The sequence below is a fragment of the Streptococcus sp. SN3 genome (assembly GCF_030439905.1).
Genome location: NZ_JAQFJF010000002.1, coordinates 504,616 through 517,191, shown reverse-complemented (window position 1 = coordinate 517,191; position 12,576 = coordinate 504,616). Strand labels below are relative to the sequence as shown.

General features: G+C 42.1%; 12 protein-coding genes. 8 read left to right on the top strand and 4 right to left on the bottom strand.

All coding sequences use genetic code 11. The features are described from left to right. Positions 1 to 55 precede the first annotated feature (55 nt). From PCY71_RS06455 to dtd, 4 genes are all read left to right on the top strand, one after another. Entirely contained in the window at positions 56 to 448 is a 393-nt protein-coding gene (locus PCY71_RS06455) for a DUF1310 family protein (protein WP_002910791.1), read from the top strand. A 129-nt stretch (positions 449 to 577) separates the two neighbouring features. Beyond that, the gene (locus tag PCY71_RS06450; RefSeq protein ID WP_048772054.1) at positions 578 to 1,426 is read left to right on the top strand and encodes a hypothetical protein; all 849 of its coding nucleotides are present in this window, start codon (positions 578 to 580) and stop codon (positions 1,424 to 1,426) included. A gap of 152 nt (positions 1,427 to 1,578) precedes the next feature. Then, positions 1,579 to 3,798, top strand: coding sequence for a bifunctional (p)ppGpp synthetase/guanosine-3',5'-bis(diphosphate) 3'-pyrophosphohydrolase (locus tag PCY71_RS06445; RefSeq protein ID WP_002910788.1), 2,220 nt, complete (start codon positions 1,579 to 1,581; stop codon positions 3,796 to 3,798). Positions 3,799 to 3,866: 68 nt separating this feature from the next. Further along, positions 3,867 to 4,310, top strand: coding sequence for a D-aminoacyl-tRNA deacylase (gene dtd, locus PCY71_RS06440; protein WP_002910787.1), 444 nt, complete (start codon positions 3,867 to 3,869; stop codon positions 4,308 to 4,310). Between the two features lie 93 nt (positions 4,311 to 4,403). Here dtd and PCY71_RS06435 read toward each other — a convergent pair whose 3' ends face one another. Beyond that, positions 4,404 to 5,201 (bottom strand): DUF4037 domain-containing protein, encoded by a 798-nt coding sequence (locus PCY71_RS06435; RefSeq protein ID WP_223310437.1) that lies wholly within the window; start codon positions 5,199 to 5,201, stop codon positions 4,404 to 4,406. Positions 5,202 to 5,700: 499 nt separating this feature from the next. On the opposite strand from PCY71_RS06435, the gene PCY71_RS06430 reads away from it, so the two are divergent. Beyond that, positions 5,701 to 6,315: a CPBP family intramembrane glutamic endopeptidase gene (locus PCY71_RS06430; protein WP_125382134.1), complete on the top strand. Its 615-nt coding sequence runs from the start codon at positions 5,701 to 5,703 to the stop codon at positions 6,313 to 6,315. 112 nt (positions 6,316 to 6,427) lie between these two features. On the opposite strand, the gene PCY71_RS06425 is transcribed toward PCY71_RS06430, so the two are convergent. The 3 genes from PCY71_RS06425 to PCY71_RS06415 form a co-directional block, all read right to left on the bottom strand. Beyond that, complete coding sequence (locus PCY71_RS06425; RefSeq protein WP_125382133.1) at positions 6,428 to 6,853, bottom strand: EVE domain-containing protein; 426 nt, start codon at positions 6,851 to 6,853, stop codon at positions 6,428 to 6,430. Next, complete coding sequence (locus tag PCY71_RS06420) at positions 6,846 to 7,307, bottom strand: MarR family winged helix-turn-helix transcriptional regulator (RefSeq protein WP_125382131.1); 462 nt, start codon at positions 7,305 to 7,307, stop codon at positions 6,846 to 6,848. The genes PCY71_RS06425 and PCY71_RS06420 overlap by 8 nt, the downstream gene beginning before the upstream one ends. A 104-nt stretch (positions 7,308 to 7,411) precedes the next feature. Continuing rightward, entirely contained in the window at positions 7,412 to 8,059 is a 648-nt protein-coding gene (locus PCY71_RS06415; protein WP_002896686.1) for a metal-dependent transcriptional regulator, read from the bottom strand. A 138-nt stretch (positions 8,060 to 8,197) separates the two neighbouring features. On the opposite strand from PCY71_RS06415, the gene PCY71_RS06410 reads away from it, so the two are divergent. The 3 genes from PCY71_RS06410 (at position 8,198) to PCY71_RS06400 (ending at position 12,556) form a co-directional block, all read left to right on the top strand. Then, complete coding sequence (locus tag PCY71_RS06410) at positions 8,198 to 8,650, top strand: C39 family peptidase (protein ID WP_032912548.1); 453 nt, start codon at positions 8,198 to 8,200, stop codon at positions 8,648 to 8,650. A gap of 278 nt (positions 8,651 to 8,928) precedes the next feature. Then, a complete protein-coding gene (locus PCY71_RS06405) occupies positions 8,929 to 11,169 on the top strand; it encodes an SEC10/PgrA surface exclusion domain-containing protein (protein ID WP_002910778.1) in 2,241 nt (746 codons plus the stop codon). Between the two features lie 286 nt (positions 11,170 to 11,455). Then, on the top strand, positions 11,456 to 12,556 hold the full coding sequence (locus PCY71_RS06400) for a DUF3114 domain-containing protein (RefSeq protein WP_002910777.1): 1,101 nt from the start codon (positions 11,456 to 11,458) through the stop codon (positions 12,554 to 12,556). Positions 12,557 to 12,576: the final 20 nt, after the last annotated feature.

Sequence of the window (12,576 nt, the reverse complement as noted above, 5' to 3'; positions counted from 1 at the left end):
TGGAATTGCAAAACCTATACCACATACTAAATTATAATACTCGTAGGAGTGTCTAATGAAGCAAAAACATAAAATTATCTTATCGGTTGTTAGCTTGTTTGTGGCTGCTTGCATTGGAGTAGGTCTATACCTAGCTCACAAAAATCAAGAATTCCATAATGAGATGACAAGGATTGTTCACAGTGAGGAAGTAAAGAAATTGATTGTGGAAGAATTAAAAGCAATCGATCCTAATGCTTTAACGGAGAATGGGAAAATTCGTTCTTATAAAATAGATGATAGCTCCATTAAACATAATCCGATGGGAGGAATTATGTTTAATATTATCATTAATGATAGTATGAGCATGGTTGGGAAAATGGGAATTCAAAAAGATGGCGGAAGTGAGCAACTAAGCTCAGTAGGTATGGATGAATCAGTAGGTTTGCAAGCTTTGGTAGGGGAATGATTCATAAATAGTTAAATGCTTAATTGGCTGAAACACGAGTTCACACTAAATATTAACTTTGACCATGAGAATGCTCTTCACCTCAAAAAGTAAATTTGAGATGATTTTATTAAAAGGAGACTTACAATTTTGAAACAAACGATTTTTAATGCTTCACTAGAAGAAAGTATGAACCTAGTAACGGACAAGTATATTAAAACTTCACTAGAGGATTTTAATGAAAAAGGTTATGGGAAAAAGATTTTGGGATTTTTTACAATGCAATTTTTTCTATTTTTATTCTTTCTTCTAAGTATTTCTCTTGGTTCTAAAAAATTGCAGTTTTTCTCATTGAATATAGGCTTAATAAACGGTATTGTATTTTGTTTAGGATTTATCATTCTTTTTTCCTACTTAAATGATGTGAGGAAAATAAAGAATCAGTCAGTTCTATCTTACTACTATTTCAATAAGTGGATGTATCTTATGATTACAATCCTCTATACGCAATTTTTAGTAATAGGAATATCAGGTGCAGGAATGATATTAGGTGGAATTTTATCTAGTGTGTTGTATACTTCCTTTTTCATCATCTTTTTTATTGGATTATTTCAAAGCTTCCAGAGAAACACACTTGAAATTTTGTATAAACAGCGAATTTATTCAAATCCAACGGCTGATTTCATCAATCGCTTTGTTTCATTTGCTAAAAAGTACGGCGGGCTCATTATGTTAATATCAATTATTTTACGTATTGTTTTTCCAAATTCTGATAGTATTCAACAAGATGGAATTATTAATTCAATTGGGAAGGCCATTATTCCAATATTTTTTCTTCCCTTTATTTATTTTGGGTATGCTTTAGCAGTTGACAATTTCCAAGGTTACTATCTTCAAAAATACTTAGAAGATTACCGACAACTATCAGGATACTCTGTTGAAGAATGGTATGGAAAAGATTCTCAGAGATATAAGAAATCACTGAATCAGAAAGATTAGTCTCTTCGTTTTTTAACAGAAAGCTATCGTTGGATAATTTTAGATTTCACCTCACCCCGCCCGTTTAAGGCGGGTTTTTATATGAACCGTCTTCTAGGTTTTCATATTGGGCTAAAAGTGATAAAATAGTAGGCAGGAATTGGAGAGACGAGATGCCAAAAGAAGTGAATTTGACGGGCGATCAGGTATTGGCCCTTACGAGAAAATATCTGGCTGCGGAGGATGTGGCCTTTATACAGAAAGCTTTGATCTATGCGATTGACTGTCACAGTGGGCAGTTTCGCAGGTCAGGTGAGCCTTATATTGTGCATCCTATTCAGGTGGCAGGAATTTTGGCCACGCTCAAGCTAGATGCGGTAACGGTTGCCTGCGGCTTTCTGCATGATGTGGTTGAGGATACCCGTGCGACGTTGGATGATTTGGAAAGAGAGTTTGGGACGGATGTGCGCGTGATTGTGGATGGGGTTACCAAGCTGGGCAAGGTCAAGTACAAATCCCACGAGGAGCAGTTGGCGGAAAACCATCGCAAGATGCTGATGGCCATGTCGGAGGATATTCGGGTTATTTTGGTCAAATTGGCAGACCGTCTCCACAATATGCGGACGCTGAAGCATCTGCGCAAGGATAAGCAGGAGCGGATTTCCCGAGAAACAATGGAAATCTACGCACCCTTGGCTCATCGCCTGGGAATTTCCAGTGTCAAGTGGGAGCTGGAAGATTTGTCCTTCCGTTATCTCAATGAAGTGGAATTTTACAAAATTTCCCACATGATGAAGGAGAAGCGTCGGGAGCGTGAAGAACTGGTAGAAGAGGTGGTTCAGAAGATTGAGACCTATGCTGGCGAGCGCAATCTGCATGGTAAGATTTATGGCCGGCCCAAGCATATCTACTCGATCTATCGCAAGATGCAGGACAAGAAGAAGCGTTTTGATGAGATTTATGATCTGATTGCCATTCGCTGCATCTTGGATACTCAAAGTGATGTTTATGCCATGCTGGGCTACATTCATGAGCTTTGGCGGCCGATGCCGGGGCGGTTCAAGGATTATATTGCCAACCGCAAGGCCAATGGTTACCAGTCTATCCATACGACCGTTTATGGCCCCAAAGGTCCGATTGAGTTTCAGATTCGGACCAAGGAAATGCATGAGGTCGCTGAGTATGGGGTTGCGGCTCATTGGGCTTACAAGAAAGGTGTCAAGGGACAGGTAGACAGCAGAGAATCAGCCATCGGGATGAACTGGATTAAAGAGCTGATGGAGCTGCAGGACCAGTCTAACGATGCCAAGGATTTCGTTGACTCGGTCAAGGAGAGCTATCTAGCTGAGGAAATTTACGTATTCACACCGGATGGAGCAGTGCGCTCTCTGCCTAAGGACTCGGGTCCCATTGACTTTGCCTATGAGATCCACACTAAGGTCGGTGAGAAAGCCACAGGAGCCAAGGTCAATGGCCGCATGGTTCCTCTGACAACCAAGCTTAGGACAGGGGATCAGGTGGAAATCATCACCAATGCTAACTCCTTCGGACCGAGCCGCGACTGGCTCAATATTGTCAAGACCAGCAAGGCCAGAAATAAAATCCGTCAGTTCTTTAAAAATCAAGACAAGGAGCTGTCTATCTCCAAAGGCCGGGAGCTCTTGCAGGCTCAATTTCAGGAGCATGGCTATGTAGCTAATAAGTACATGGATAAGAAGCACATGGAAGAAGTGCTGCAGAAGACAAGTTATAAGACTGAAGAGGCGCTTTTTGCGGCGATTGGCTTCGGTGAGATTGGTGCCATTAGTATTTTCAATCGTTTGACAGAAAAAGAGCGTCGTGAGGAAGAGCGAGCCAAGGCCAGAGCAGAAGCGGAGGAATTGGTCAAGGGCGGTGAGGTCAAGGTCGAAAACAAAAAAGACACCCTCAAGGTTAAGCACGAAGGCGGTGTGGTTATTCAGGGGGCGTCTGGTCTCCTCATCCGGATTGCCAAATGCTGTAACCCTGTACCGGGTGATGATATTGTTGGCTATATTACCAAAGGACGTGGTGTAGCCATTCACCGGCAGGACTGCATGAATCTCAAGGCCCAGGAAAATTACGAGCAGCGGCTGATTGATGTGGAATGGGAAGACAATAACACGACCAAAGAGTACACGGCTCACATTGATATATACGGTCTCAACCGGTCTGGTCTCCTCAACGATGTGTTGCAGGTTCTGTCTAATACCACCAAAAATATTTCAACGGTAAATGCTCAGCCGACCAAGGATATGAAATTTGCTAATATCCACGTTTCTTTTGGTATTGCTAATCTGTCTATGCTGACGACGGTGGTGGATAAGATCAAGAGCGTGCCGGAGGTCTACTCGGTCAAGCGGACCAATGGTTGATCCATTTCGGAAATCATTATCTAGCTGTAAGTTACCCTTGGTGACTTGCTTAAATCAAAGGAAAAAATATGAAAATAGTGATTCAGCGCGTGAAACGTGCTCAGGTCAGCATTGACCAACAGCTGCGCAGCAGTATTGGACAAGGTCTTCTGCTCTTAGTCGGTGTAGGCCCTGACGATAGTCAGGAGGATATGGATTATGCAGTCAGGAAAATTGTCAATATGCGGATTTTTTCCGATGCTGAGGGCAAGATGAACCTGTCTATCAAGGACATTGACGGAGAGATTTTATCGATTTCTCAATTCACTCTGCATGCAGATACCAAAAAGGGTAATCGGCCAGCCTTTGTCAAGGCTGCTCCGCCAGAGATGGCTAGCAATTTTTATGATGCCTTCAATCTTGCCTTGCAGCAAGAGGTGCCGACTCGGACGGGGATTTTTGGAGCAGACATGCAGGTAGAACTAGTTAATGATGGTCCAGTGACCATTATTCTCGATACGAAAAATCGCTGATAAGAAGCATGAAAAGGAGTTTGAACACTAATGTTCAAACTCCTAATTTTTTTTACTTCTGTAGCAATGAGTGTATAGTTTCCGACAACATTACTAAAAGCCATCAATCATTTCTTGAGGAATGATTTGTTTGATGGTCGTCACTAGCTGATTGATAAGCTTTATGGCTTCAGCGGGCTCAGTGTAGAGTTTTTGAAAATAGGTCTGTATATTTTCTTCAAAATGTTGAGGCAATAGCGTGCAGTTGGTTTTTGCAAACTCCAGCATTCTCTTTTCTCCAGGGTGAGTCTGTTCGTTTAGGGCGAAGAGCAAGTCAAAATAGGAAGCAAAAAATTCACTGCTGCGGTGATTGATACTGAGCAGGTCTTGACGCTTGAGCGCTTTTTCTATTTGTTTGGAGAAAGCTGGCATGGCTTGATCGAGTAGGAGGAGCTGCTTCTTAATAATATTCTTTTTAAGTTCAGCTGGATAAGGCAGTCTGTACTTGTTTTGAAGTGCCTCGTAGCGACCATTTCGGTCGTAGATGATTTTGCTGTGGAGCAGATTGTGCCACATACAGGTGGTGTAGGCATTCTGAGCTTGGTGGTCTAGGACCACAGTCTGCAGGTCTTTATCAAAGCTGTCCAGTGTACGGTAAATGAGCTCAATTTCGATGTCGCTCTTCAGCACACAGTCATCCTCTAGTTCCCAAAACTGATTGCCGATTTCCATGTAGGAGCAGTACTTGCTGAGGATATCGCGTCGAGTCAGGGGAGCAATAGAATCTGTTAAGTAGATATAAACATCATAGTCTGAGTCTTTGTCAAAATGCTGTCCAGTACGAGAGCCACCGAGAACAATAGCTTCCACTTGATCTAGCTGGGCAAATTCTTTAAAAAGTTCTTGTGGCATAATTTTTCCTTACTGATTTTTGACATCATTTTAGCAAAATGTAAGCGTGTTGGCAAGAAGGGAAAAACAGCTTTTGGCATGGTACTGAGCTTGAAAAATTGAGACTCCGAGGGGGATGAAGTGGATAAGCAGGAGCTGGGAGTATTTGACTAAAAAGAAAATCATCTAGGATAGATAGGCTGAAAATTTGACTTTGTGTGATAAAATTTTAGGACTTTTTTCTTTCTTTAATGCATTGTCAGTTTTCTATTTTTTAAACTCAACGCCTTATTTTTATCTGCAACTTTTCTTAGATTTTTGAGATAGATCTTTAAAGAGTTTTTGAGCATCATTTAGTCCAAAAATGAGAAGCATAGCAAACAAGTGGAAGTGGCGATAATCCTTGATTGTTTATGTTTATGATTTCTTTCATTCTTTAGAAATATTTTAGAATTACTTTATAAATTCTTGAAGTTTGTCTTGTATAATCATATTAAAGAAAAGAAAGGAGTCTCTTATCATGGAAAATCTAGTTCAACAGATGCTGAATGCTCTGATTCAAATTGCTTTGTTTGCTTTTCTTCCTTTTGTTTGGTGGTTGATAAGTGCTAGAAGAAAAAGTCCATTTTTAGAATGGCTTGGCTTAAAACCACTAAAAGATGCTGGCAGCCGAAAGATCTGGCTGTGGATTTTGTTGGGTTCGCTATCTTTCTTGCTTCTTTCGTTTTTGCTAGTATATCCTGCTGTAAAAAATCTAGATACAGCGACTTCGAATTTCTCAGGCCTCGGCTTCCAAGCCTTGCCAGCTGTTCTGATTTATGGTATTTTTCAAACTTCTCTGTCGGAAGAACTGTTATTCAGAGGTTTTCTTTTAAAGAGATTGGCTAGCCGCTTATCCTTTGTAGTGGCCAACACCATACAAGCTGCTCTTTTTGGTCTGCTCCATGGCTTGATGTTTATAACAGTGCTCTCTTGGCAGCAAACCCTGCTCATCATTTTGTGTACGGGTGGTATCGCGGCCTATATGGGCTTTGTCAATGAAAAGAAATCTGATGGCTCCATTTTAGCCAGCTGGATCATACATGCTTTAGTAAATGTGATTACGGGTAGTTTATCAGCTTTTATGCTGATTTAATAAATCGATAATTTCACTTAAAATCAAAAAGTTCCGATTTTCCTTGAGAATCGGAACTTTAGATTTAATGACAGGTGAGCAAGGTTTAGGTGTAAGTCAAACGAAGCTGCTTTTACTGATTTGCAGTGCTGTCTAATTTCATTTGCTCAAAAACATAAAGGAAGAAGTCTTTCGAAACTTCGAAATGTCCATATCTTATCTGAGAAGCATATTGGCGCCACTGAGGATGTTGTCGGACTTGGTCAATGGGGCAGTCTTTGACAGGCTGGTAGTAGCTGACATCTCGCCGAAATGGGACGAAGCCTTCAAACATCTTTACTTGGTAAGCTGTGTCATCTAGAATCTTGCCAACTGCTGTAAAGGCCTGCAGTTTTTCCTGACTATTCAGCTGATACTTGGGGCTGTAGTACAGAAGATAGTCCCCCTTTTTCATTCGGTTCAGCGGTGCTTTCTTACCATGGCAGACTTGGCAAAATCCACCTTCTACACCTCTTAGTACATGTTCTTTTGATACGACACCAATCCAAAATCTAGTCATTTTCTGCCTCCAGTTTGATTAAGAGTTGGTTTAATGTTTCTGTATTATTTCCTAATTTTCCAAAGAACGCCTGATCAATACCTTCTACCAGAGGAAGGGCTTGGTTAACCTTTTGCAGCCCCGTATCCGTTAGGAGTATGATGTTGGCACGGCTGTCCTTGGGATGGACTTCCCGCATGATCAAACCTTTCTTGACCAAGAGGCGGATGATTTGGGATACGGTCATAACATCCATGTCAGAAAATTGGGCAATATCGGTCTGACTAACCCATTCTTGCTGACACAGGAGTGCAGCAAGAGTGGTCAGAACGACAAACTGGGGATGGGTCAAATCAATCGTTCTCAGTTTGTTTTTTATCAGCCCATGCCACTTATGGTAGGCGCGGATAAAGAGCAGACCGGTTGATTTTTTGTATTCATCCTTGTAGATGGAGTTAAACTGCGATTTTTCCATTAGCTTTCCCTCTAGATTTTTATAAGTATACTTATTATATTCCGACATCTTATTTTTGTCAATAAAAACCCAGTTTAGACTAAAAAGTCCGAACTGGGTTCTGTTTATAGTTTTTCCACATAAATCTGCTGGGCAATCATAGGATTGATTTGGATTTCTTGAGTTTCTGTCTTAAGAAGATAGGCCTGAGCGAAAGAATCGTATTGGATGAAAGTGATGGTTTGGCCGATTTGCAGGTTGTATTTTTCCAAGTATTTGAGCAAGTCAAAGTCGTCATGCACCCGTTTGATGATATAGTCGCCAGGGGCAGAGGCCTCTTCCAGAGTCAGTTGGTTTTCTTCGTCCAGAAGCTCACCCTTGGCTGGGATAGTGCCTCCGTGAGGACAGGTCTTGGGGTACTGGAGCATGGCATCTAGACGCTCAACGAAGCGCTCAGAAACAGTATGCTCTAGGACTTCGGCTTCCTCATGGATTTCATCAGTCGAGTAGCCGAGATGGTTGACCAGAAAGACTTCAATCAGCCGGTGCTTGCGGTAGAGGTCAGAAACTAGCCTTAGCCCCAAATCAGTCAGCAGGTAGCCGGCTTTTTTATCCTTGACCAGAAGTTCTTCCGCCAGCATTTTTTTCATCATTTCCGTCACAGCTGGAGGTGAAACCTGCATGAGCTGGGCGATTTCTTTATTGGTGATTTTTTTGTGGCGGCTGCCAATCTCATAGATACACTTGAGATAGTCTTCTTTATTTGGGGTCATCTTGCATCCTCGCTGAACTTTCTATCATTAGTATAACAAAAATCGCTGCAAGAATACAGTGTCTAAGCCTTTCTTTGATGTTTAGATTTTCTTCATTGTGATGGTCGCTGGGGTGGCAGGAAGTATGGTCCTTACAGCGTGGATGCGACAGGATGCGTGCCGACAACGCTAGCCATGGTTATTTCTGGGATTACTGGGACAGAAGTGCTTCCGACAACTGTTGCGGATTACCTATATAACCATACCAATGAATTTAATAAAGGTGGATTTGGTACTAGCAGCCGTGGTATTGTCCGAGCTGCCCAGCACTGGGATTTGACGACTGAGACCCTGTTTACAGCTTCCGCAGTCAAAGAAGTGCTTTCGCAGGGGCATCATGTCCTAGGTGCCGTTGGTACTAGCATCTTTGCCCATTATCCAGTAACTCATGAGCTGGTTCTTAAAGGCTATGACAATGGAAAAACCTATGTCCGTGACCCTTATAATGCAGCTAATAATGGCTGGTATCCAGTAGACTATCTCTTTGGAGTCAAGAGCGTAGATCCGACGGATAATACAGAAGGATCCCCCTTTATTGCCATCGAAGGATAAGAAATTCGAGAATAAGAAGACCGCTCGTTGCTTGACGGGCGGTTTTCTGCATTCTATGACTAATATGTTTGTAATCTGTTAAGACTTTATCCTTGGCAAGGTCAGTAAGCGTAAAATTCATTATACAATTATAGCTAGACACACAGTTTTTTTGGAAGCGATTGAGACGAGATTCTATTTTTGGACATATTTGCGATAAAAGTTCTCAAAAAAACATGTAAATAGTTTGACAAACAAAGCTTTTCTCATTATACTATTAACATATCAGGAGGAAAACCATGAAAAAAATCCCAAAACATGTCATTCTAGGTGCAGCAGTTCTTGCTAGTACTGGCATTGCTCACACTGTAGCTGCAGATACAACTCCAGTGGATGCAAATGCCCCTGCAAACCAAGATAAGGCTCTATCTGCAAGCCCAGAAGCTCTTAAACAGCAAACTGAGCAGGTTAATCAAGCCCAAGCGGCTGTTGACCAAGCCAAAGAACAGGTTGCGGCAGCTGAGACTAAGGTTGAAACAGCTAAGAAAGATAATGCTGATACAAGTGCACAAAAAATTGCCGAAGCTCAAGCAGCTGTGACAGAAGCTGAGAAGAAAGTTGCTCCAGCAGAAAACGCGGCCAAGCAAGCCCAAGCAGCTCTTGATACAGCTAAAAAAGTAGAAAACACACAGGCAGCTGTAGCTCAGGATGCTCAAGCTCAAGCAGCTAAGGCACAAAACGAGACTCAAGCTGCTCAGGATGCTGTGAATGCAGCCCAAAAAGCTGTGGATAGCAAACTGGTGAGTGAAAAGGTAACGAAGGCAAAGGATGAGCTTGACAAGGCTAAAAACCACTTAGCTTCTTACGAAGATCAGTTGAAGACAGCTGAAGCTGAAGATGCGAAACGCCAAGCAGTGATTGATCAAGCCCAGGCAGATATCAAAGCAGCTCAAGCAGAAATCAAGGAAAAAGAAGCGAAACTTTCTTCCCAGGACCAAGTACACAATACCTTTACCCTATCGCAAGATTACATCAGGGCAGCAAGAACTATTGATAAAAAAGGATCGGGCCAGTTAACTCCTGAAGCGAAAGAAATGCTTGCAAAAGAAGCAGCGATTCTAAAATCAAGTAATAACTTCATTAGCAGTCAAAAGGATGCTCAACGTATAGTAGATATTAATGATATTCCTAAAGAGATCCTTTTGGAAATTAACTACTATGCTCAAGATTTAATCAACCAAATCCGTAAGCAAGTAGGCAATGCTCCTGTAACATTAACGCAAAATAGTATGGATTATGCGGCGGCCCTAAGCCAAGCAGCCCGTGAGCAAAAATATAGAGCCCAAGCAAAAGATCCTATAACTTCACAAGTGAATGTTCCAAAAGATGTGGTTGCTAAATTTGGGCTTGATCAGTTTGGATATAGAGTTACTGGTTTAAATGAGCTTGGTTTTTATCCTACGTTGGCCAGTCAAGAAAAAGTGTCCGTTGATTATTTGAAGAAGACTATCTATGACAATATTAAATTCCAATTATTTGACCTTGGAGATAGCTTTAGAGACCCCATTAGAACAACAATCTATGCTCAAAAAATAGTTGGCAGCCTAGATAGGCAGAAAAAGGGAGATTATGTAGCTGTTAACTTTAGCAACAACGGCATTATTAACCGAATTAACTTCCTTCTCTTCGCGAATAATGACGGTGATATTCAGGACCCTTCCAAAATAACACCAGCCTTAATCAATCCAAATGCCAATAATCAAGAGGCAGACGCTGCTCGTAAAGATTTGGCGGCTTCGCAAGCTAAGTTGGACGCTGCTCAACGTACGCTAACAAATGCTCAGAACAAGCAGGAGAAAGCCCCATTACTGCGTGAGGTTGTGAAAACTGCTAAGGACAAGTTGGCCAAGGCGGAACGTACTTACCAAGCTGAACTCGAAAATAGCAAGAATTCGGCTTCTGAAGAAACCAAGGCTAAACTTGCGGTTTTAGATAAAGCTCAAGCAAGCTTGAAAGAAAAAGAAGCAGCCCAAGCAAGTGCGCAAAAAACAGCTGAGGGAGCTAATGCCAAGCTTGCCGAATTGAAAGCAGCTACAGCGACCGCTCAAGAAAAGGCAACTGCTGCGGCTACAGCTCTGGAAGAGGCTCAACGTGCTGTTCAAGCTGCTAAAGACTATGTTACTCGCTTGCAAAACGCCCCTGCTCTTCTAAAAGAAGCAGAAGCGTCTCTCAATGATGCTAAAGCAAACTTGGCAAGTAAGGAAGAAACCTATAGAGTCGAAAATGCCAAACTTGAAGCTTTGAAAGCAGCTCTTGCAGCCCTTGAGACAGACGACCCAACCAACCTCGTTTCTAAGAATGAGCGAAAGGTTCTGAAAGTCACTACAACAGGAGTGAAGAACGGAAAGAAACCAGTTCAGACCTATCAGGCTCCAGCAGCTCTTCCAAAAACAGGATCTGCTGAATCTTCTCTAGCGCTTGCAGGATTGGGATTGCTCTCTATGCTGGGACTGGCTTTTGCAAAACGTCGTAAAGCTTAAGAGCATTTATTGATAAAATCGAATTCTAGATGAATTGTAGCAAAATCAAAGTTGGAACAGCTCATTTAAACAAAACTCATACTGAGAGAGGACCAGTTTGGTCTTCTCTTTATTTATTGAGTAATTTGTTAAGAACATCTTTATTGTTAGCACTCCAAGGGTTCATATTTTGTTCTTTGCTATCATGTGAGTTTGTGATAAAATCTAATTGTTCTATGTAGATTAGATTTTTTATTGTAATCTCTACAGTTTTGAACTATTATAGCTACAAGAAAGGAGGGGAGCCATGTATCCGAAAGAAGGGAAAGAGCAGCTCTTTCAGCAATTGCAATCAATCGGTTGGTCTCAGGCAGCGTTGGAACAAGTTTTTACAGGGTTAAATAACGAGCAAGGGAAAACATTGACAGAAGAAAGAGATTACCTGCAGGAGGCTCAACTTTTTGGCAGTCCCTTCTTTCAAGAGCTCTGGCAGGCTGAGGAGACTCAAATCAGCAGGTTAGGAGCTCAGGAGCTGCTGGTTTTGGCTATGAATCTTGTTAATATGCCTGAGGAGCTGAGCGGAAACAAGGCAGAGACAGATCTTTTACTGGCTCGGATTGCTCCAAACCTAACACCACATGATCGCTTTTGGAAGATTTTTTCAAGCACCTTGCGCCAGGCTTTTCCAGCAGATGATTTTAGCCAAAGGGATGGCAATCAAAAGCTCAAAAGGCAGCTACATCAGTTTCGCTATGTCATTTCCTGCCAGCAGGCCCAGTGGGTCAGAGATTACTACCGTCAGACTGGTATGACAGATGCAGAAGCCTTGGCCTCCTATCTAAAGGCTTTTCCAGCGCTGCCTTATAACTTTCAAGAATCCTCTCGCTTGCATAATAAAGCCTATATTGATAAGATGTCTAGTCAAGCTATCTATCCGGATGGTCAAGCGAGTCAGGCCAATATAAAAATCCTGATTGATTTTCATACAGAGTTTATTCTGGATCAGGCAGATTGTTTTCTCAATATCATCGATCCAGAGGGGGCTAGCCAAAATGGTATTGTGAATGGCGCCAGCTTTAACTATGGTGAGCGCAATCGTCCGGTCAATCAGGCTTCTCATACTCGCTACGATGTCAAAACGCCTGCAGTCTGGGATCCTCACTTTCGAAGGCTTGCCATTGAAAATGGCGGTCGTAAGTTCAAGTCACCTCAGAATAATCGTGGTCCGCTGGGCTATCGTTCGGCTAAGAGCCCTTATGCTCGAAAGGGGCGGAGTGCTCAGAAACAGGTAAAGGCAGAGATTGCTCGGTTCAAGAAATTGCTGAATCGGCCATCCATCCTCTTGCGTTCCTGGGCTTGGTTCCGTCAGTTTTGGCAGAAGTTTTTCGCACAAAAAAATACGGACTAGCAGGTCCGTATTTCTATCTC